Genomic DNA, 21967 nt, shown 5'->3' with positions numbered 1-21967 from the left:
CATACCTTGTCCTTTTTTACCGGAGTTTGTCTTCAAAAACTGGACGACAAACTTGAACTTAGTATATACCTCTTTCCCAACGTCCGTTGATAGATTTAGTTGGTTTTCTAATATTGGTATAAGCGAGGTAGCGATATAAAGTACCACGAGCTACTTTTATTTTCTTTGCGATATCCGGAATACTAGTGCCACCTTCTAGCTCTTTTAAAATTAGATTGTGATTTCTACTACAAACTTTGTTTAGATGAACATTCCTGATACCTTCCTTTCTACCGATATGCTTCCCATCTGCTTTCAGACGTGCCAATGCTTCTTTCGTTCTTTGGCTTATCAAATTTCGTTCTATCTCGGCAGAAAGTCCAAAAGCAAAGGCTAATACTTTACTTTGGATATCTTCTCCAAGACGATAGTTATCTTTAATTGTCCATACTTTACATTCTTTAGACATGCAAATATTCAATATCTCCATTATCATAAAGAGATTTCTACCTAGTCGAGACAGCTCTGCACAAATAATCAAATCGTCTTTCTGAACTTTTTTTAATAACCTACCAAGTTCTCTTTTGTTATATGCCTTCGTTCCACTGATAGTCTCTTCTATCCATCCGTCTATGTTAAGATCTTCCTTATCGCAAAAATTACCAATCTCAAATCGTTGGTTCTCTACAGTCTGCTTATCGCTACTTACTCTAATATATCCGTAAATCATATTGCTCTAAATGTAAAAAGGTAGTTATTCTAAAATTAACTGCAAAGCTACGAGCATTATGTATTTATCTTCTGTTTTGTAGTTCGGAACTCCCATATTCCATCAATTTTGCTTATTTCAACCATCTTCTCAATTATCGGTATCCACTTGTGTCTCGTTTAAATATCTATTCAGCTTATAATGTCCATCCATCAAAATCACATAATCATTCTGCTGTTTCATACAAAATAGTGTCAGAATAAACACCAGCCAGCTAAGAATAGCAATTACTAAAGACGATTTCCGAAGTTTGAATAATTTGAAATTCAAGAAGGACTTTTTATCATCTGACTTTATTGCAGGCTGTTCTGCGGGTTCTTTCAGTATTGCTGACATATAAGACAAAATTTTATATACTCCTTCCGTATTCTTTTCTAACTGCTCAATATCTTTATGAATAACTTTGAAATGCGAATCGCAATGTGTACCCAATCCTTGTATATACTTTTCTAATTTTGAGATTATCTCGTCTTTTTCTTTCTGAAAATCAGGTTTAATGGTTACCTGCTCATCCCTTAAATTTGATAATTTATGCATTTCGGAAAGTTTTTCCAACTTCTTATCTATCTCTGAAAGTTTCTCCCAAAGGGCATCGTTTGATACTGCCTGTGCCATATTCTTTTATTTTTAAGTGATTAATAATTCGTTTTTAGAGTCTTGGTCTTTTGATTTTCTTCTTTTTCTTTTTTAATCGTAAGGCTTCTGCTTCATTCATATCGTAATTTGATGGTTGGATATCAAACAAACTACCTATACCTGATACTGCATCGGCTACTCCTGATACAGCATTTTCTATCAAATTCGTTTCTGTGGCTTTTGGAATGGCTACTTGTTGATCTTGTTGTTGCTCCAGACTATAGCTACTATCGTTAAACAGTGTATCCAACTTGGAATAGCTGAATTTCCGATCTATTTCCGAACCCTTGAAAGAATGTTCTCCTTTTTTGAATGAAATACCCTGCATTTCGTTGGTTTGTCCTTTACGTTTGTATTCGATAGCTACTCCTTGCTGTTTGAGGGTTTCTTCAAACTGTTTCCAACTCGTGGCTTTAGGAAGAGCATCTTTAATCACATGGTAGATTTCGTATTTAGTTTGCTCCGCTCCTTTGAGCTTCTGTACATTTACATTCTCTTTACCCTTACCATAAGTCAGATTATACTTATCCTTTAGCTGTTTACATACTTTCTCATTACGATATTGATCGTTTTTATCGGAAATCGTCTTACCATCGTTATCCACCCGATTGAACACAATATGACAATGCGGATGAGAAGTATTGCTGTGGCTAACAATGAGATATTGTGTGTTTTCTATTCCCATTTCTTTCATATATTCTTTTGCCAAGCGTTCCATAAACTGATCCGTCATCCGCTCTTTGTCATCAGGAGAGAATGCCAAAGGGATATGTCCGACACATTTCGAAAGCTTCGGATTGAGCAGGCTCTGCATATAAAAGCTGTTGATTATTGATTTTGTATCAACCTCCAAGACACCTTCGCTCACCAAAACCTTAGCATTTTTATCAGCCAAAACATATGAAATACACCCCTTAAAGCTTCTTCCTTTTACTATTTTTCCAATCATCCGAAAGCTTGTTTATGATATTTTGTATCGATTCCAGTAATGGAACAGCCATATTTTCGAGACGTTTTACACTCAAAAACTTGGCTGTTTTTACGAATTGATTTAGATTATTTCCCATGTTGGAGATGCTTCGAAGCGTATCCAGCTCTTCTTTTTTGAGTGGTTCTTTTATTTCACCGTTCAAAATAGCATCATGACAATAAACACTAAGCGGAAGATTGGCTTTGGCTGCCCGATGCCTGATAGCATAGAGTTCCGGCTCAGAAAAACAAACGGCAATAGTCTTGTCTTTCCGAGTAATGGAACTCTTCTTCGGGCGTCCACCTTTTCGCTTATCTTGATTGTCTTGACTCAAATTTTCCGATTATTATTTACTGATAAAGCAATAATAAATAAAAGGGTCTGTGACCCTGACCCTAAACTGCGACCATCGGGAGCGGTTTTCCCTTTGGCGGTTAGCCAAAGCGAGGGTTTTGATGCAATCAAAACATAACCTCGCTCCGCTAACATGAACATGGAATGTTCCATTCAAAGCTAAGTCATAGATACTGTGCAGACTTACTTTACAATTGGTAGAAGCCAAACTTAAAGCTTCTTCCATATTTCAAGGGCATCGAAGTAGATTTCCAAATGATGACGGGCAAGATTTTCAATAAAGCCCGATACACTCATTCTTCGTCCTCCCAATTTGCGAGCAATCTCATCCAAACTGTCCCTGACTTCTCGACTGATAAATACAGGCTTTCGGTCTTCGAGTTTCGGAACAGAGAGAAACGTCTGCCGATATTCCTCTAGAGATTCTTTTCGTTGTTTACTGCTGACACGCTTCGGGGTGGAAAGTGTTTCTACAGTCGACTCCGTTTGCAAACGATCTACTGTATTGGTACTGTCGTCAGACTCGATAAAATCACCGGTATCAATACTGTTTGCCCTTTTGCGACTAGTCTTGTGATTGGGCATAGTCTCGCCAATAACTCCATCGGCAAACATTTTCTGAAATTCGGCTTCAACATTTTCATTGCTTGGCTCTGCCGATTTAGCTCTCCCTAAAAATGAAGAGATAGGAGAGTAATCTTCAGGCATTGTTTTTTTTCGCTCGTTGTTGTCAGTCTGTTTACTGTTCATAGAATTTGATATTTAAATTGTGAATATTGTGGCTCTTCAAAAGATAGAGAACCGATTGTCGATTGCAAATAAACAACTATTAGTCAGGTGTGTGAACGAACTAGATTCGTCTGGTATATTCTGCAATATCTTTCTGCTGAGATGAATATACGAAGGGTGTAAACGTCATCGTTTCGCTCTTCTGATTGAACTATACAAGCAAAATACAATACACTAAGACGATGTATTCTTTTTCAAAATTTGAATACATATTTTGAGGTAATAGAAATCATTTTTATCCTTAAAAATGAGAAAAATGGAGTTACACTATAGACAACCCCTGCCACAAGCTACTACCTGATTGCAAAGCCATTGATAGTTGAATTTTTCTTTTTTACTTCGCTGCAAGATGGTGAAGTTATTACAATGTAAATATCCTGTTTATAAGCAAAATACAACATAAGGGAGCAAAGGGTTCTCTCCTTTGGAATGTGATAATTGAAAGGCTTACTTTTGGAGCAAAACGAATAATAATTTTTAAAATATAGTGTAATGGAGATTATAAATATTGAAGCAAAAACCTTTGAAGCGATGCTCTCTAAATTTGAGAGTTTCGCTACTCGAATGGAACACCTGTGCCGTCTGTATGGCAACACTGAGAGCGAATGGATGGACAATCAGGATGTGTGCATGCTATTGAATATCTCACCTAGAACTCTGCAAACACTTCGGGACAATGGAACATTGGCTTATACCCAAATCAATCATAAGACCTACTACAAGCCCGAAGATGTAAAAAAGGCTCTCCCATTGGTGGAAGAGAAACATAAGCAGGCTATTCACAGTGGAAAAGAATTATAAGCATGGAAAATGAATCTCAAATCTTCCCTCTCTCATGGTTAGGAGCGTGGGAAAGTGTCAGCGGTAATCCCGATGTGTATATCCTTCAGGGATATGATGGCAATTATTATCTGCTAGCATACAGCTACGACAAAGAATCGGAACGAGGAAATTTTTCTTGCTACGATATCGATGCCGACGAAAATGGTTGGTATATCCGAACAGGAATGAGGTCTTGTCGATTAACATCTGAAAGTTCGCCCTATGGACTCCATATCACAAGCTGGGGTAGTTATATAAAGTGTTAAACTAAATTGCATGTAAATCAATAAAATAACAACGAAATTATGAGTAACCAATTAATCACATCGGAGAACAATGAACGTGTAAAATCGTTTTTTCTTTCATTGGATCGCTTGGCTTCGCTAATGGAGCGACTCTTTCCCATTCGCAAACCGACACTATACGGAGAGAGTTTTTATACAGACGAAGAACTATCAAAGAAACTAAAGTTAAGTAGAAGAAGCTTACAGGACTATCGCAACGAGGGGCGTATATCATATATTAAGCTGGGAGGCAAAATTCTATATCGCTCCTCTGATATTGAGAAACTACTGCAAGATGGTTACAAACAAAGTTTCAGAAGGTAGCCTGAACAGAGAGGCTACCCCTATGATAAAAGTTATTATCGGACAATCAGTTATTCTGCGAGCTTCCGCCCTCAAAACGGCAGGGAAGCTATAAGTGGAAATAACTGAAATTGGACGGTAAATAACTTGTAGCCATAAAAATGGCAGAATGTCAATAGAGCCTGCAGTTCATTAAAATATAACAACTATGTTAAAATGGCAGGACAATTAGTTAATAGATATTTTATTTCCTAGCCATTCCTTTCTCAAATTCTTTTATGAATGGTTCATAATATCGTTTATGATCAAGTTGAAAGCTATCACTTACTGTCGAATCTTCGATATACAATATATCCCAGTCTGGTAAATTCATTATTTTATGCTCTTCTTCAGTAAATGAATCAAATAATAGCTTTTGTAATTGTTTAGGTGCTATAATTGTTGATTTGTCTGCCTTATGAGGGATTATATAATCAATATATGCTATATGAGTACAATGTTTGTCATCATAATACACCGAGCGGAGTCTTAAATAATGAGAATTCCACCAATCATTTTTATCCTTATAAATTGGTATTTTTTCAATTAAAGAGACAATTGTTTCTATGCTTTCTAAATAAGGATAAGTATTGGAATGTCGAGAACTCAAATAGAAAAAATAATCTTTATAATTTGCCGCCCAAAATGCAGGAGAAAAAGCATTATATATTTTCCATTGATAATTTACAGCACTCTTTGGAAAGAATGTATGTATCAATTTAAATGTATTAGGTTTTAGAAGTTTATTTTCAAGTTCTATTGAATCCCAAAATCTGGTGATAATTTGCTGTTTAAGTGCTATCTCTTCCAATCTTGTGACAAGACTAGCTGTTGGTTGTGTTGAACATGCTAATATGTAACCCTCAGCACCAATTGCTCGACAATCTTCTGTTATATTTCCAGCTTGTTCTCTACCTAATGATTTTCCAGAATTTGCAGTGTGTTTGCAGCTGATTAACCATTTTCTCTCATACTCAGACAATTCACCTTTAAGCTTCTCTACGACTATTAAATCTCGACCACCATCTTGTCCAACTCCTGTCCAATGAGTTTCAAACCCCTCAAGAACTAATAATTCTCGGATTAGCTGTTCAAATAAAATACCATCTTCTGGTAATTCTTTAAAATCTATCATATCATATTTTATCATTTGTTCCTAATATACATATAGGAATGCAAATAACTTTAAATAAATAATTTCACGTTTTTTATTTCAGTCTATAAAAATACGAAATAGTTTAAGAACGGATACTGTTTTTTTAGTGGAGGACAACAGTAGTATAGTGTTAGTTCATTAAGAGTCCCATTAATAAGTTGGACAGTAATTCGTTTGTTGCTAGTTGAGAGAACTATTTTGATCTTGCCAACTTCCTATGAATCGAATTGACTTTTTACGTATGGTTGAAGCTATCTTTTCTTGTATACATTGCCTGAATACCTCTGCATTTGCCGATTGTACCTAAAAAGCAACGGCAATAACCATCTCCAATCCGCAATAATCTGGATAGATTTTTGAACCTTCGACTGTACAACTCAAAGAATAGTCTCCTCTGGCAACGCCTAATTTAACTACACTTCGTTCCGTTGAACGTTGTTTCTCAATAGCACGAATATGCTTTTTTGCCGTATGATAATAGATACCAAACAAGTCGGCAATTTCCGAAATGTTCATTTTTGTTTTACTCGGAACAGTTATTTCTGCGTTTTCTATTCTGATCTTTCTATTTTCCATGCTTGTTTGGTTTTAATTGCACTGTTTTACATTGATTTGCTTTATTCTCATTTTCAGCATAATCCTCCAGTTTGTATTTCCCGCCAATACGGCTACTTAACTTCTTCATATCCTCATTAAGCTTCTGTCGTGTTAGCTTGGCGTAAATCTGGGTCGTTTTAATGCACTTGTGCCCCATCATCTGACTGACGGTTTCCATCGGGACTCCCTGTGAGAGCGTGATAAGGGTTCCGAAATTATGTCGGCTTTGATGGTAGGTAATCCGTGTTTCTATCTTACATAGCTTCGCAATTTTCTTCAAATTAACTTCCATGCATGACAGAGTTATCATATTGAAAATCTTGCTTCCTTTTCGTTCCGATTTATATTTCTCCATGATTTGTAATGCCACATCCAATAGTGGAATATTGCATTTACTGCCAGTCTTTTGCCGTTTTATCTTTATCCAAAGACTGCCGTTTTGCTCTTGGTGGATATTTTCTTCTGATAGATTTCGCATATCTGCATACGACAAACCTGTGAATGTCGCAAAGATGAACATGTCGCGAGTGTGGCATACACGTTTGGAGGCTATCGAAACATTCATAAATTTATCTAGTTCTTCGCGAGTCATGTGTCTACGCTTACGGGGTGGTTGCTCGGGAATATAACTGGCAAAAGGATTTTTGTGTAATATTCCTTGACTGATTGCCCTGCGGATTATCTTTCGTAGCATAATTGTATAGGAAGAAACTGTATGTGCCGTAAAACCCTGTTCGATACGCATAAACGAATCAAATTTTTCGATAAAAGACAATTCTAATTGTCGGAGTGGTATATCCTCTGCATTATAGTGGGTGCATAAGAAACTTTTTGTTTGGTTATATACCGAAATATAGTTTCGCATGGTTTCAGCAGAACGCGTAATGCCTACTTGTTTGGAATATTCTTCGTTATGCTCTCGAAAGAGTTCCAAGAGATTTTCTTTCTTCCGTCCAATACCACCTACGGCATTTTTGACCAGCTCTGCTGTAATATATCCCTGTTCATTAAGTATTTCTTTATAATACCGCTGAATCTTTTCTGTCAGTTGTGTTATCTGATAGTTTGCTTCGGATGCATGCTGGCTTCTGCCTGTCAGACGATAAGTTTTTACATCCCAAAGTTTCGGATCGACATCTAATCCGGCAGAAAACTGAGCCATTTCTGCATTGATGGATATTCTGCCCATTAAAGGACACCTACCGTTTTTCTTTATCTTCTGCCGATTGATATAAAACAAAACAGCAAAAGTGCTGTAAACGGTGCTTTTCGTATTGTTGTTATTCTTGTTCCTTGTTGCATTCATTTCTCTTTTCTCCATAAATTACAATACTGCATCAGCAGAGTTACTCCCCTCAAAATCGTATTTGCCCGACAAGCGTTTGTTAAGCAATTGCATGTCTTTTCCGATTTTATCATTGCTGACCTGTGCATAGATACGGGTGGCTCTCCAATCGGTATGTCCAAGCAGTTCGCCTACTGTTTCGAGTGGAACACCCTGTGAGAGTGTAATTACCGAAGCATAGCAGTGACGTGCCATGTGGAAGGTGACTCGTTTGTTTATACCACATTCCTTAGCGATCCGTTTCAGGTAGATATTGGTTTTACTGCAACTGATCATCGGAAACAGTTTTCCTTCTTTGGCTATTCCCCGATACTTTTTGATGAGTTGAAGAGGTATTTCCAACAATGGAATATGACAGGGTGCTCCTGTCTTCTTCCGATTAAGATGAATCCACCAGACTCTGTCTTCGGCTTTGGAAATGTTTTTTTTAGTCAGATTCCGCATATCACTGAATGCAATGCCTGTAAAGGAGGAAAATAAGAACATGTCCCGAATAAAGTTCAGATTCGGTCGGGACAGTTTTACTTTTATCAGTGTATCCAACTCATCCGAAGTCAATGATTTGGGAACAGACTCTTGGGCAATGTACTTGTAGTCAATAAACGGATCGAAGCGAACCAAGCCGTTGTTTATCGCTATTTTAATGATTCTTCGCAGATGAACGATTGTATTGATTATTGTTCCACAAGCAAGACCAAGTTCGATACGCAGGTAGTAGTCATAATTGGCAACAAAGGAAGGAGTCAATGCCTGAAAGGGGATGTCGGAAATATTATATTTCTTTCGCATAAAACGTTTCAGATGTCCCAAAGAGGTAAGGAAGCGTTTATACGTTCCTTCTGCACGGTTTATGCCTACATTTTGTAAGAATTTCTCATTGTGGGCTTCGAAATATTTGACAAGGGTATCCTGTTCAGATGCAATACCTTGAAAGGCATTCTTTACTTCCAAAGCAGAGATGTCGTTTTTCTTTAGCGAAAGTTCCCGATAAGCGGAATGGATGGCTACGCAGGTCTTATCCAAGGTTGCGTTGATGGACAAAGCTGTTTTACTTTTACCGATAGCTCTGCCCGAGGTAGTATCCCAAAGGGATACGGGAACATAAACTTTGGCACTGAACTGTACCATTGATTTTTCGATGCGGATACGTCCGAGAATCGGAATCGTTCCGTCTGCTTTCTCCTCATTTCGTTTGAGGTAGAAACTTACTTTTACTTCTTGCATAATTAACTCTTTTACAGGTTATAAAATTAACTGTTATAGAGCTAATCAACGATACGCAAAGTATTGTGAATTAGTGAATAGGAAACTGATTCAGAGTATAAAACGAACAGAGCGTAGCTTTGTTTGTCGAATTCGTTCCAAATCGTTTACTGTTAGAGGAAAATCCGTTCTTTGAATGGGTTGCCACAGTTTAAAACAGGTAACGTATTCGTAACGGAAAGCTTTCCTAAATACACAATATCTTGCTTTTTTACTGCTTGCAGCGGAGAGAAGAATAATGAAGTTATCACTGGTATATCAGATACTTACGTCGTTTTACCCGTTCTTGCATTTTGAGTGCTGAGTTTAGAAACCAGCTTAGTTCTTAGATATGCTTAATTTCCTCAATATATAAAGAGCAACTTATCTTTTGTAAAGATATAAAATTTTCGTTTTAGAGAACTGAATTTCTTAGATTTTCATCTTCAAATAGAATTTATGTAGTAGTAAAAAAATGATACTATATAGTCAAAGTTAAGATACTAAAAAACTTTTCCTCTTTCGTTACTCTTTGAAAACTTTAGATTAATATCTGGATATTTCTCTCTAAGATAATTTACAAAATAAACATTCGCAATCTTGCGAATCCGATCTTTATTCGTATATTTGCGAACAATAAATATCGAGTCTATGTCAAAGAAAGAATTAACAGCCGATCAGGAGCAATTAGCACGCTTTGCTAAAGCATTAGGACATCCTATTCGTATAGCGATATTAGAAATGCTTGCCAATGAGTCATGCTGCTATCATGGCGATATGTCAGAGGTGTTACCGATTGCCAAAAGCACGCTGTCACAGCATCTGAACGAACTGAAAGATGCAGGATTGATTCAGGGAACAATTACATTACCCACCGTGAAATATTGTATCAATAACGAGAACTGGAATAAAGCCAAAGAACTGTTTAGTGGCTTTTTTACCCAATTACAGAAAACAGACGATATTTGCTGATATGATGGACATCAGGTTTGCAACAAAAAAGGATATCCCTGCTATTAAAGAGCTGTTTCGTTCAACTATCCTTTCAGTCAATCTGAAAGACTATACACCCGAACAGGTCGGATGCTGGGCTGCAAGAGGAGAAGAAGCGAGTGTATGGGAGGAGCGGATAAATGAGCAATACTTTATACTTGCTGAGGAAAACGATACGATATTAGGGTTTGCCGCCTTAAAATTGTCAGGATATTTAAATTCTATGTTTGTCCATAAAGACTATCAGGGCAAAGGGATTGCAACATTCTTACTTAAAAAGATTGAAGAATATGCACGGTTGAAAGATATTTCAGAAATAACTGCTGATGTCAGTATTACAGCCGAGCCTTTCTTCTCAAAAAAAGGCTATGTTATTCTGGAACAACAGACCGTTTGCATTGGTATCTCCATGACAAACTATAAAATGTCAAAAGTTTTATCCTGATATTTTTTTAAGAGATATATTCGTTATTCGACGAAATAGGAACTGTTAGTGTAAATACGAAATTATAAACAATATGAGAATTTTAATTCTATGTACGGGAAATAGTTGCCGCAGCCAGATGGCTCATGGATTTTTACAATCATTCGATCCTTCATTGTCTGTTTATTCCGCAGGGACAAAAGCAAGCGGAAAAGTAAACTCAAAGGCAATAGAAGTCATGCAGGATGCAGGTGTAGATATTTCGCACCATACATCCGATAGTGTAGAGCAATATATGAATGATGAGTGGGACTATGTGATTACTGTTTGCGGTGGAGCAAATGAAAGCTGTCCTGCATTCTCGGGAAAAGTAAAGAACCGTCTGCATATCGGCTTTGACGATCCTTCCGAAGCTACGGGAACAGCCGAATTTATTCAATCCGAGTATATCAGGGTAAGGGATGAAATCAAAATAGCTTTTTATGAATTATACACCGATAAGATAAAAGGTCATGAGTAAAAAGAAAATGAGTTTCTTAGATAAGAACTTAACACTTTGGATATTCCTTGCGATGGCTATCGGTGTAGGATTGGGATATTTTATACCTTCTTTCAGTAACTACATAGATTCCATGTCGAGTGGGACAACAAATATTCCTCTGGCAATCGGTCTTATCCTGATGATGTACCCGCCATTGGCAAAAGTAGATTACAAACAACTGCCAAAAGTGTTTTCTAACGTAAAGATATTATCTATTTCGTTAATTCTGAATTGGATTATCGGGCCTGTCTTAATGTTCTTACTTGCCATTCTTTTTTTACGCGATTATCCTGAATACATGGTTGGGGTTATTCTGATAGGTCTTGCACGATGTATAGCGATGGTGCTTGTATGGAACGACCTGGCAGAGGGCAATACGGAGTACGGTGCAGGATTAGTTGCCCTGAACAGTATTTTTCAGGTATTCTTTTACAGTTTTTATGCCTGGATATTTGTAACAAAACTTCCTCCCTTATTCGGATTTGAAGGGGCAATCGTGGATATATCCATAGGTACAATAGCCGAAACAGTCGCTATCTATTTGGGTATTCCTTTCCTGATAGGTATTCTAAGCCGTTTGATATTGGTTAAAATAAAAGGGGAACAATGGTATAAGGATAAGTTTATCCCTGCAATTTCACCAATTACTTTAATCGCTTTACTATTTACCATTGTATTAATGTTTAGCCTCAAAGGTGAACTGATCGTACAAATCCCATTGGATGTAGTACGGATAGCCATACCGTTATTAATCTATTTCGTGGTGATGTTCTTCCTCAGCTTCTTTGCGGGCAAATTAATGGGTGTATCTTACGATAAAAACGCTTCAATCGCATTTACAGCTACAGGTAATAACTTTGAACTGGCTATTGCAGTTGCAATAGGAGTCTTCGGCTTGCATAGCGGGCAGGCTTTTGCAGGCGTAGTAGGCCCATTAGTTGAAGTGCCTGTACTTATACTTTTGGTAAACATTGCCTTTTGGCTAAGAAAGAAATATTATAAATAAAATAACACTTTTAATATGAACACGAACGAAGAAAAGAAAGCTTTGGTAAAACAGAGATATAGCGAACTGGCTTTGAATAGCGATGCTTTAAAATCCGATTGCTGTTGTGGAACGAATCCTGCGACTCCTTCAAAAAAGGTCTTTACGATCATGAGCGAAGATTACAGCGGGCTTAAAGGGTATGAAGTAGATGCTGATTTAGGTGTAGGCTGTGGACTACCTACTGAGTATGCAGGCATTAAAGAAGGTAATACAGTTTTAGACTTAGGCTCAGGTGCAGGTAACGACTGTTTTATAGCCAGGGCAGAAGTCGGGGAAACAGGAAAAGTAATCGGCATTGACTTTTCGCCACAGATGATAGAAAAGGCACGAAAGAACGCAACAAAGCGAGGTTATACCAATGTCGAATTTATCGAAGGAGATATTGAAAATATGCCTTTACCCGATAGTTCCATAGATGTTGTAGTAAGTAATTGTGTCTTGAATTTATTACCCGAAAAAAATAAAATCTTTAAAGAAATATATCGGGTACTGAAAGAAGGCGGCCATTTCTGTATTTCTGATGTTGTGCTGAATGGTGTATTTCCAAAAGAATTTACAGATAATGCTTCCATGTATGCAGGCTGTATAGCTAGTGCCATACAAAAAGACGATTATTTGGGTGAGATTGAAAAGGCTAATTTTACTGATATAAAGATTGAACGAACAAAAACAGTTGTCATTCCAGAAGATGTTTTACAGGAGCATTTGGATGAATCGACGATAGCTAAATACAAAGCTGGTAATGTCGGCATTTATTCGATTACTGTGACAGGAATAAAATAGCAAAGTTTAAAGAAAGAGATTGCAAATAAATAGATTCAGGACGATCATTCCTTCCTGAATCTATTAATTTATTCACAGCCTTCTTTTTCAGGTTTATCTACTTGTCAATAATAAGCAATTCGTTTTTATCATCAGAGATGAGACTTATAAATCTTTCATATTCTCTGAGGACATCAGCTATCACTTCCTCTTTTGTCATATACTGTATATCATTTCCTTTACGCCCATCATTAAAATAGGTAATCGGGATATAAGGCGTTTCCATATCAACATTTGGAGTATTCTCTTCTTCTATCATATACTCCGAGATCGTTTGAGGCTCAGCAACGACACCATATCGGAAATTTCGTATTTTATCATGCCTTATGAATAACTCTATGGATAGAGGAGTGTTTTTACCAGTTATTATTTCAGCTTCAATATCATTGGCGGATAATTCTTGCTGAAGTTCGCAGAATGCTTCTTTTACCGTGCCATTCAAAAAGTCCTTGACATCTCTTTTGTGGGAAAAGGTTAGTATTCTGTTCAGCCGTTCCATCCATCTGCTCCCGTCCCATGCAATACTACCATAGGGCAGTTTGGTATTATGAAATAAATGATCGATTTGCAAAGCTTTCCATAAAGAAAAACATAAGAGTAGCATACTCAACCCAAAGGGTAATGCGGAAATGAGAGTCATCGTTTGCAGTGAGGCCAGACCTCCTGCCCGAAGCAGTGTAAGAGAGAGAATGATGAGCAGTACACCCCAAAATATATTTTGCCACTTCGGCGAGTTCTTTTTATCACCGGATGCTATACTGTTCATAACCAATATACCGGAGTCTGCCGAAGTAACAAAGAAAACCCCAATCATCAAGATTGCTATTATATTCAATAAACCTGTAAATGGAAAATATTCAAAAAAGCGAAACAGGAGAGTATCCGGATCGTTCGCCAATAGGCTCAATTCTCCATTTGCTACGAATTTATCCAGCCAAACACCACTACTGCCAAATATAGTCATCCATAAGAAATTGAATAAGGAAGGAATCAGCAGAACAGCTATAATAAACTCACGTATGGTACGCCCTTTCGATATACGTGCAATAAACAACCCAACAAACGGAGACCATGATATCCACCATGCCCAATACATAATTGTCCAGCCCGAGAACCAGCCCTGAGCTTCTGTTTCATAGGCAAAAGTATTGAAGGTCAGATTTGTTAAATTACTGATGTAATAACCGATACCTTCACTAAAGGTGCTAAGTATATATATTGTTGGTCCCGCAATCAAAATAAATACCATCAGAATAAAAGCGAGAGACAGATTCAGTTCACTTAATCGCTTCACACCTTTATCTACGCCTGTAAAAGCTGAAAATATAGCGATACCCATGACTACGATAACGATAATAGCCTGAAATGTAAAACTGTTCTCTGGCACCAATCCTATACTCTGCAATCCTGCATTTAGCTGTACAACACCAAATCCCAAAGTCGTTGCAATTCCGAAAAATGTACTGCACAGCGCAAAAGTATCTACAATATTTCCGATTGGACCATATATTTTATCTTTCAACAAAGGATATAAACCGCTTCGTATTGCCAACGGCAATTTATAACGATAGGCAAAATAAGCCAGTACTAATCCCACCACAGCATATATGGTCCAGGCATGTATTCCCCAATGGAAAAAAGTGTATAATTGGGCTTCTTTTGCTCGTTGAAGCGTATCGTCTATAGCCGGATTTGCATAATGAGACATTGTTTCTGCCACACCGAAATACATAAGCCCGATTCCCATACCGGCTGCAAACAGCATTGCTATCCATGAAAAGAAGCTATACTTAGGCCGGGAATTATCCGAACCTAAGCGAATATTGCCAAGTTTACTTAAAGCTATAATAATAAGAAACAGAACGAACAAAGTTACCATCAATACATAAACCCAACTCAGGTTGTTAAAAAAATAGGTTTTCACAACCGACAGAGATTTATTGGCTTGTTCGGGAAAGAAACCGCAATAAAGGGATACAAAAAGTATAACAATTAGCCCTGGTAGAGCAACTGATTTGGTTAATGTCGTTCGAAAAGGTAATTTGCTTTTTATCATATTATATATTGTTTTATTTTTACTTGTTGTAATGTGTTGATTTTAAAAATAATATCCGATATTTATATTAAAACGGCTATTCCATCTGGCATTATCGCTACCTTGTGCAAGTCCTTCTCCAAAGTTGCTCGTAAGCCATGGGTGATTCTTTCCTATAGCCATATCTATGTATGTATAAATAGGTCCCGAAGCAATGGATACTCCGGGTATTAAATGATGAGTATTGTTATATCCGGCTTTACTTTTGTCAGCTATTGAGTAATCTACATATGCTTCTATACTTTTTATGAATTTCCTTTTTATAGGAATAGTATATGATATTCCTGCCAGGTATACAAATCCTTTGCTTGCTACATCATAAGAAGAGCCATAAGCAGCCATTTGTACGGCATCTAAAAGTTCTCCTTTGTCATTTTGAGATTTATAATTATACCCAATAATTTCAGTCTTTAAATTCCATCTTCGATAATTGAATACTGAGTGTATCGCCCAGGACAAGTTCCATTTCCTTTTATTCAAGGTCTCATTATAGATACTACCCAACTGTCCGGATAAGCCAACTTCTGCGATCTCTGTCAATTGATAACATATACGCATGTTAAATTGGTCTAGTTCGCGGATGGAAGCTTTACTTCTGTTAGCTCCAGTAAGCCCTGTTGTGGGAACAACAGCATATGAAAAACGGCTGTTTCCTACAGCATTATCTTCATACTCTGAACTTAAGAAACCTTTTGGTGCAGCCTGTCTGAAATATGCCATATCAACAGACAGCTTCTCGATCTTGTATTCAGCACCTATGCCGGTTGCGTAAGTATCTTCCAGTCCCATATAATATGGAAGTTGGAACCACCAAGAATGAGATGCAGACGGCGCTATCCCAAATGGTTTTTGAAAAACTCCTAATTTTGCATACCAACTATCATTTAACCTGTATCCAACATAGGCATGATGTATAAAATGTGCTTTTGATCCGGGATAAAGCCTATATTGAAAACTTAAATCAAAATCCTCATATCCTGCATCTACTGACAAAAACCATGTATCTAATTTAATATAAGAATCTAAAGGCCTAGCAGCAGATTCATAGTTTTCTGAAGCAATATTAAACCGTACAGCTCCACCTATTTTTATAGTTTTTTTTTGAGGCTCCCCATCCGATGCCCAAATATTAAGATTGGAAGAAAAAAAGATATAAATAATAACGGGAACAAATCTTGACATGTTTTTCTAAATAAGACTATTTAATTCATTATGGTAGAGAAATAAAAATATATGCTAAATAAAGCATCTAAAATATACCTCAATAGCAGAACTCATCATTACAAATGATATAAATAGTTCCTCGGTCATATAAGATAAAAAAAGAGTTCAGAATATGTAAAGAAAGATAATAGACTAATAATAAAACCACTCCTGAACAGTACCGGATTTTCCAGTATTAGGAACAAAAGTAGTAAAATTAGAGCTTGGTTAAAAGTTAATTTATGTTTAATGGCTCATTATAAGTATGCTATGCCTATTAAAATAGAGTTAATCGGTAATATTTTTTCTAGTCGAAAAAAATAAATTATTTTTGATGTTTATTAAAATATTCAACATTTCCATAAAATCCGGATAGATGACAGGAGAAAAAAAAGAAGCTATCGATAAGGTGGTTCAACCCATTCAGCGATTTATATTACAGGAAAAGGCCGGAGGTATAGTCCTCGGGCTGAGTGTTATCATTGCTATGATCTTAGCTAATTCCCCATGGTCGGAAGACTATTTTCATGTATTGGAGCATAAACTGGGATTTATATTTGATGGCATTCCATTCTTTGAATATAGCATTCATCACTGGATCAATGACGGGCTGATGGCTGTTTTCTTCTTTGTAGTGGGCTTAGAACTCAAAAGAGAGATTGTAGGAGGAGAACTATCCAACCCGCGCAAAGCCCTTTTGCCTATCGGTGCCGCAATCGGCGGTATGCTCGTACCTGCACTTATCTACATGAGCCTGAATCCATCAGGAGAAGTTCATCACGGTTGGGGAATACCGATGGCAACCGATATTGCTTTTGCTTTAGGTGTTTTGTACCTATTGGGGAGCAAGATACCGTTATCTCTGAAAGTATTTCTTACAGCACTGGCTATTGTTGATGATCTGGGGGCTGTCTTGGTTATTGCATTTTTCTATACATCCGATATTTCATTCATGAGCCTTGCTATTGGTTTTGGCTTTGCTCTTATTATGTTCGTTGGCAATAAAATGGGTGTGCGGAGTATTTTGTTCTACGCCATATTTGGTATTCTCGGAGTGTGGACATCTTTTCTCTTATCAGGAGTACATGCTACAATAGCTTCTGTTATTGCCGCCTTTATGATTCCTGCGGATGTGAAAATAAGAGAGAATCTATTTGTGGAACGGATAAAGAACTATCTGAATAAATTCAGGGAGGTCGATCCTAAAAACGAAATACCGACACTGACAAACGACCAGCTACACCTATTGGAAGAAATAAAAATAGATACCAATAAAGCGATTCCTCCGTTACAACGCTTAGAACACCGAATGCACCCTTTAGTGACATTTGTTATCATACCGATATTCGCGTTGGCTAATGCCGGAGTTTCACTTAATATTGATGTTGAGCAACTATTCAGTACGAATATAGCTTTAGGAGTAGCTTTGGGTTTACTGCTAGGCAAAGTGTTAGGTGTGGTTGGCTTTACTCTTTTATTGATAAAGCTGAAAGTAGCTCCTTTTCCTCAGGGAATGAATGTTCGTAATCTGTTTGGCTTAGGTTTGCTGGCATCTATCGGTTTTACCATGTCGCTATTTATCACTTCTTTGGCATTCACTCATCCCGAATATATGGTGCAGGCTAAGATCGGTATTTTTGCAGCTTCTATCATTGGCGGAGTATTAGGATATATCACATTAAGCCGTTCCGTAAAGCATAAATAATGTTATCCCGAATAAAATATATAGGATTAAACCCGGCTCGCTTATTTGTTCTCAGTTTTTTAGGACTGATTCTTATAGGGACAATTTTACTGTTATTACCGGTATCCACAACAGGGAGCATCAGCCTGATAGATGCTCTTTTTACAACAACGAGTGCAGTTTGTGTAACAGGTCTGGTAGCATTGGATACAAGTAAAGATTTTACATTGTTCGGACAAACAGTCATCATGGTCATGATTCAGGCCGGCGGTTTAGGTATATTGACTTTTGCCAGTTATTTCAGCTACTTCTTTAAGGGAGGCTCGTCTTATGAGGATCAATTAACGATGGGTAATATCTCTAACATAGAGAAGATTGATGAAATTTTTAAGACGTTAAAGCGGATATTAATTATAACAGTTGGTATTGAAGCTGTCGGGGCTTTCTTTATTTTTACTAGTTTAAACCCTGATTTAATTCCATTATTAGGTGACCGGATTTATTTTTCAGTATTCCACTCCATATCTGCTTTTTGTAATGCAGGATTTTCCACATTGCCGCATGGTATCATGGAAAACGGATATGTGGATAACTACAGATTACAATTGAGCCTGATATTTCTTTTCGTTCTCGGAGGATTAGGATTCCCGATTGTAATCAATTTGTTGAAATACCTGAAACATTTAATCCGCAGAACATTCTTACAGATTTTCAATCATAAAAAAGACGTTTACAAGCCTTGGGTGATGAAACTGGGAAGTAAGATAAATCTGGTTACAACTATCTCTTTAATTGTTATCGGAACCATCCTTATTTTTATCAACGAGTATAATAATATACTGGCTTCTCATCAGGGAATCGGGAAATTCGTCACAGCACTATTTACAGCGACAACGCCCCGTACAGCAGGGTTCAATTCAGTTGATTTTAATCAGTTACATCTATCGTCACTCATTATTATAATCATCTTGATGTGGATCGGAGCTTCTCCTGCCTCTACGGGAGGAGGTATAAAAACCAGTACATTTGCAATAGCCGTTCTGAACTTTATCAGTTTGGCCAAAGGGCGAAAGAATATTGAGGTGTATAGTCGGGAGGTATCAGAAACATCCATAAGACGAGCTTTTGCGGTGATGACACTTTCTGTTGTTGTTTTGGGGATAGGTTCATTACTTATTTCATATTTTGATGAAGGCTTGCGGCTATTAGATATTATATTTGAATCGGTTTCGGCCTATAGTACAGTCGGGCTGAGTCTGGGGATAACTCCCGGTTTAAGTTCTGCCAGTAAACTGGTGCTGATAATACTGATGTTTATAGGACGTGTAACAACACTCACGCTGCTTATTGCTTTCTTTAAGCAAGTGAGGATGTCTAATTATACTTATCCATCGGAGGAGATACTGATTAATTAAAAAGAAGAAAGAATGAAATATATTATTGTCGGACTCGGTGTATTCGGTTCTTCACTTGCTGAGAAGTTAGCATCACAGGGCAATGAGGTAATCGGAGTAGATACAAAGATGCAACGGGTAAATGAACTGAAAGATAAAATAACACATGTTGCATGTTTGAATGTAACAGATGCTGCTGCAGTAGAAACATTACCCTTGAAGAATACAGATGTGGTCATTGTCTGTATAGGAGAAGATCAAGGTGCTAATATAATGGCGACAGCCATGTTTAAAAACCTGAATGTAAAACGGCTTATAGGAAGATCTCTTAATCCTCTGCAAGAAAATGTTTTACAGGCAATCGGCGTACATGAGATTGTCCGGCCGGAAGAAGAAACCGCAGAAAGATGGGCCAAGAAACTAACGCTTCGGGGAATGGTAGATTCTTTTGAGTTAAATGAGAATTACAGCATGGTAGAGATTGTAGTGCCGGATATTCTTGTTGGAAAGACAATCGAAGAAATCGGTTTTCGTAAGGAATATAATATGCTCGTGTTGACTGTTATCAAAAATGTAGAAAAGAAGAGCATAATAGGGAAAACCAGAGTTGTTGCCGACGTTCAAGGTATACCAACACCCGATACCATGTTAGAAAAAAATGATATCTTGGTTGTTTATGGATCTAACAAAGATATTAAACAGTTTATAAGCAAGAACAAAAATCATAAATAGAAAAAGTGTGATTGGTAAATATATAATTGATAAAAAAGAAGTATCTTTTCCATAGTTATTCAAATCAGGTGTATAGTCTGAATACTAATAATATATAGCATGTATAACTTCATACGAAAAGTAGTCACTTACGTTAGTCTGCAAAAGCAAACCGAAGACTTTGAAGAAATCCATAATTCGATAACACAGGGGATTTCGTTCAAGGGGACGAATATATGGATATTAGTTTGCGCGATAATCATAGCATCCGTAGGGCTTAATACCAATTCAACCGCTGTGATAATAGGAGCCATGCTTATTTCTCCACTGATGGGGCCAATCAATGGAATGGGTTACAGTATTGCTATTCATGATTTTGGATTGCTTCGTCAGTCATTAAAAAACTTTGGTTTTGCGGTGCTGGCCAGCCTTATAGCATCCACTGTTTATTTTTCGATAACCCCCGTTCATACAGCCCATTCAGAGCTTTTAGCCCGAACCAGTCCGACGATTTATGATGTTTTAATTGCTCTATTTGGTGGATTTGCGGGTATTATAGCAATCAGCAGTAAGCAGAAAGGAAATGTTATTCCCGGTGTTGCTATTGCTACAGCCTTGATGCCACCTCTCTGTACAGCCGGCTACGGTTTAGCTACGCTCCAATTTTCTTTTTTCTATGGAGCATTCTATCTGTTTACCATCAACACTGTTTGTATTGCTTATGCTTCGGTTTTAATTTCTCAAATGTTGAAGTTTCCGATCAGAGATACCAACATAAGTGAGACAAGAAAGAATCGTATCAATCAGGGCTTATCAATCGTTCTTATTATAATCATATTGCCCAGTATATATTTGGGTTACCGGATGTCCCAGAATGAGAAATTCAGAGTAAATGCCGAAAAATATACACGTTATGTAGGAATATACAAAGGGAATTATTTATTAAACAATGAGGTTGCTGCAAACAGGAAAGAAATTAATTTGGTATACGGCGGATCTTCGTTGACAGAAGAAGACAAAGATGCAATTATCGGTCAGGCAAGCTTATTCTCTTTAGATGATGCGAAAATAACAATAGAACAAGGGTTGGCCATAGATAATGATATAGCTAAGGATAGACTAAAAGCTCAGTCTGAAGAAGAGAGGTCCCGGCAACAAATAGTCCGCTTAAATGTAGAAATTGCTGATTATAAACAAAAAATAGACAGTATACAAAGCCAATATCTTATAGGCAAACAATTACTGTCTGAGTTGACTCCTTTATACCCTCATATAGAGAGTTGTTCGTATGCCCAATCATATATCTATACCCAGAATGATACTTTGCATAGAGCGAAAACTGGTGTATTTATGATCACATCTAAACGCATTCTTCCAAAGAACGATCAGGAGAAAATAAAGAATTGGCTAATGAAAAGATTAAATGAAAAAGAAATTAGGGTCTATTTTGACAGAATTAATTGATTGATCAAGACCGAACTTGTAGAAATATTTTAATGGAATAATCAAGGGTCTTTTAAATTATTCCTCTACCTGTGTTAAATTATATTGTAGAAATGCCAAATATCAGAACGTGCTATTTCTTTTGATGCATTAGTTTTACTCCATTTATCTTATCTGAAATAAATCTCCCCCGGCTGTCTAAATAACTGTTTTAGAAATAAAGGGTGTATACTTCGTCATAATCATAGAAATTACTCTGATTAGATAAGCTCCCGAACTTCTATCCTCTGGTATTTGAGTAGTGTCTATTAGTAGTCTATATAG

Annotated in this window: 24 protein-coding genes; 12 read left to right on the top strand and 12 right to left on the bottom strand. The window is 37.1% G+C overall.

The window, feature by feature from the left end; translation table 11 throughout:
• Positions 1 to 58 precede the first annotated feature (58 nt).
• From K322_RS0104515 to K322_RS0104490, 6 genes are all read right to left on the bottom strand, one after another.
• Positions 59 to 709, bottom strand: coding sequence for a master DNA invertase Mpi family serine-type recombinase (locus K322_RS0104515; protein ID WP_026625811.1), 651 nt, complete (start codon positions 707 to 709; stop codon positions 59 to 61).
• A 129-nt stretch (positions 710 to 838) separates the two neighbouring features.
• On the bottom strand, positions 839 to 1363 hold the full coding sequence (locus K322_RS18550) for a hypothetical protein (RefSeq protein ID WP_051290633.1): 525 nt from the start codon (positions 1361 to 1363) through the stop codon (positions 839 to 841).
• 34 nt (positions 1364 to 1397) lie between these two features.
• Positions 1398 to 2333 (bottom strand): relaxase/mobilization nuclease domain-containing protein, encoded by a 936-nt coding sequence (locus K322_RS0104505; RefSeq protein WP_026625810.1) that lies wholly within the window; start codon positions 2331 to 2333, stop codon positions 1398 to 1400.
• Positions 2299 to 2688, bottom strand: a complete 390-nt coding sequence (locus K322_RS0104500) for a plasmid mobilization protein (protein WP_026625809.1) — start codon at positions 2686 to 2688, stop codon at positions 2299 to 2301. Before K322_RS0104500 ends, K322_RS0104505 begins: the two co-directional genes overlap by 35 nt.
• Before the next feature lie 12 nt (positions 2689 to 2700).
• Positions 2701 to 2934, bottom strand: a complete 234-nt coding sequence (locus tag K322_RS20790) for a hypothetical protein (RefSeq protein ID WP_157279386.1) — start codon at positions 2932 to 2934, stop codon at positions 2701 to 2703.
• On the bottom strand, positions 2919 to 3458 hold the full coding sequence (locus K322_RS0104490) for a DUF3408 domain-containing protein (RefSeq protein WP_026625808.1): 540 nt from the start codon (positions 3456 to 3458) through the stop codon (positions 2919 to 2921). The genes K322_RS20790 and K322_RS0104490 overlap by 16 nt, the downstream gene beginning before the upstream one ends.
• A gap of 531 nt (positions 3459 to 3989) precedes the next feature.
• On the opposite strand from K322_RS0104490, the gene K322_RS0104485 reads away from it, so the two are divergent.
• Genes K322_RS0104485 through K322_RS18545 form a run of 3 tightly spaced genes read left to right on the top strand, consistent with a single transcriptional unit; the run spans position 3990 to position 4927 of the window.
• Positions 3990 to 4298 carry a helix-turn-helix domain-containing protein gene (locus K322_RS0104485; protein ID WP_026625807.1) on the top strand — a complete coding sequence of 103 codons (309 nt, stop codon included), beginning with the start codon at positions 3990 to 3992 and terminating at the stop codon, positions 4296 to 4298.
• Between the two features lie 2 nt (positions 4299 to 4300).
• Entirely contained in the window at positions 4301 to 4585 is a 285-nt protein-coding gene (locus K322_RS0104480; RefSeq protein WP_026625806.1) for a DUF3876 domain-containing protein, read from the top strand.
• A gap of 39 nt (positions 4586 to 4624) precedes the next feature.
• Positions 4625 to 4927 (top strand): helix-turn-helix domain-containing protein, encoded by a 303-nt coding sequence (locus K322_RS18545; RefSeq protein ID WP_051290632.1) that lies wholly within the window; start codon positions 4625 to 4627, stop codon positions 4925 to 4927.
• 223 nt (positions 4928 to 5150) lie between these two features.
• On the opposite strand, the gene K322_RS0104470 is transcribed toward K322_RS18545, so the two are convergent.
• From K322_RS0104470 to K322_RS18535, 4 genes are all read right to left on the bottom strand, one after another.
• Complete coding sequence (locus K322_RS0104470) at positions 5151 to 6095, bottom strand: restriction endonuclease (protein ID WP_026625805.1); 945 nt, start codon at positions 6093 to 6095, stop codon at positions 5151 to 5153.
• Positions 6096 to 6404: 309 nt separating this feature from the next.
• Entirely contained in the window at positions 6405 to 6677 is a 273-nt protein-coding gene (locus K322_RS18540; protein WP_260202494.1) for a hypothetical protein, read from the bottom strand.
• Entirely contained in the window at positions 6667 to 8019 is a 1353-nt protein-coding gene (locus tag K322_RS0104460; protein WP_260202493.1) for a site-specific integrase, read from the bottom strand. The genes K322_RS18540 and K322_RS0104460 overlap by 11 nt, the downstream gene beginning before the upstream one ends.
• A 3-nt stretch (positions 8020 to 8022) precedes the next feature.
• Complete coding sequence (locus K322_RS18535) at positions 8023 to 9267, bottom strand: site-specific integrase (RefSeq protein ID WP_035331332.1); 1245 nt, start codon at positions 9265 to 9267, stop codon at positions 8023 to 8025.
• Between the two features lie 669 nt (positions 9268 to 9936).
• On the opposite strand from K322_RS18535, the gene K322_RS0104450 reads away from it, so the two are divergent.
• The 5 genes from K322_RS0104450 to arsM all read left to right on the top strand — a co-directional run bounded on the left by K322_RS0104450 (position 9937) and on the right by arsM (position 13074).
• Positions 9937 to 10257 (top strand): ArsR/SmtB family transcription factor, encoded by a 321-nt coding sequence (locus K322_RS0104450; RefSeq protein WP_026625803.1) that lies wholly within the window; start codon positions 9937 to 9939, stop codon positions 10255 to 10257.
• 1 nt (position 10258) lies between these two features.
• Positions 10259 to 10723, top strand: a complete 465-nt coding sequence (locus tag K322_RS0104445; protein ID WP_026625802.1) for a GNAT family N-acetyltransferase — start codon at positions 10259 to 10261, stop codon at positions 10721 to 10723.
• A 73-nt stretch (positions 10724 to 10796) separates the two neighbouring features.
• A complete protein-coding gene (locus K322_RS0104440) occupies positions 10797 to 11222 on the top strand; it encodes an arsenate reductase ArsC (RefSeq protein ID WP_026625801.1) in 426 nt (141 codons plus the stop codon).
• On the top strand, positions 11215 to 12249 hold the full coding sequence (gene arsB, locus K322_RS0104435) for an ACR3 family arsenite efflux transporter (RefSeq protein WP_026625800.1): 1035 nt from the start codon (positions 11215 to 11217) through the stop codon (positions 12247 to 12249). The genes K322_RS0104440 and arsB overlap by 8 nt, the downstream gene beginning before the upstream one ends.
• A gap of 15 nt (positions 12250 to 12264) precedes the next feature.
• Positions 12265 to 13074, top strand: a complete 810-nt coding sequence (gene arsM / locus K322_RS0104430; protein WP_026625799.1) for an arsenite methyltransferase — start codon at positions 12265 to 12267, stop codon at positions 13072 to 13074.
• A gap of 97 nt (positions 13075 to 13171) precedes the next feature.
• Here arsM and K322_RS0104425 read toward each other — a convergent pair whose 3' ends face one another.
• Together K322_RS0104425 and K322_RS0104420 are read right to left on the bottom strand one after the other, a co-directional pair.
• On the bottom strand, positions 13172 to 15169 hold the full coding sequence (locus tag K322_RS0104425; protein WP_026625798.1) for a BCCT family transporter: 1998 nt from the start codon (positions 15167 to 15169) through the stop codon (positions 13172 to 13174).
• A gap of 42 nt (positions 15170 to 15211) precedes the next feature.
• Positions 15212 to 16390, bottom strand: a complete 1179-nt coding sequence (locus tag K322_RS0104420) for a hypothetical protein (RefSeq protein WP_051290631.1) — start codon at positions 16388 to 16390, stop codon at positions 15212 to 15214.
• A 397-nt stretch (positions 16391 to 16787) separates the two neighbouring features.
• Here K322_RS0104420 and nhaA point away from each other — a divergent pair, with 397 nt between their 5' ends.
• The 4 genes from nhaA (at position 16788) to K322_RS0104400 (ending at position 21664) form a co-directional block, all read left to right on the top strand.
• On the top strand, positions 16788 to 18116 hold the full coding sequence (nhaA, locus tag K322_RS0104415) for a Na+/H+ antiporter NhaA (protein WP_026625796.1): 1329 nt from the start codon (positions 16788 to 16790) through the stop codon (positions 18114 to 18116).
• Positions 18116 to 19510 carry a TrkH family potassium uptake protein gene (locus K322_RS0104410; RefSeq protein ID WP_026625795.1) on the top strand — a complete coding sequence of 465 codons (1395 nt, stop codon included), beginning with the start codon at positions 18116 to 18118 and terminating at the stop codon, positions 19508 to 19510. The genes nhaA and K322_RS0104410 overlap by 1 nt, the downstream gene beginning before the upstream one ends.
• A 12-nt stretch (positions 19511 to 19522) precedes the next feature.
• On the top strand, positions 19523 to 20221 hold the full coding sequence (locus K322_RS0104405) for a potassium channel family protein (RefSeq protein ID WP_026625794.1): 699 nt from the start codon (positions 19523 to 19525) through the stop codon (positions 20219 to 20221).
• 99 nt (positions 20222 to 20320) lie between these two features.
• On the top strand, positions 20321 to 21664 hold the full coding sequence (locus tag K322_RS0104400) for a TIGR00341 family protein (protein WP_026625793.1): 1344 nt from the start codon (positions 20321 to 20323) through the stop codon (positions 21662 to 21664).
• The last annotated feature ends 303 nt before the right edge of the window (positions 21665 to 21967 follow it).

Source organism: Indolivaga capnocytophagoides DSM 22835 (assembly GCF_000426485.1).
In the GTDB taxonomy this organism is placed as follows: domain Bacteria; phylum Bacteroidota; class Bacteroidia; order Bacteroidales; family Dysgonomonadaceae; genus Dysgonomonas_A; species Dysgonomonas_A capnocytophagoides.
This window is presented reverse-complemented; position numbering and strand designations above follow the sequence as displayed.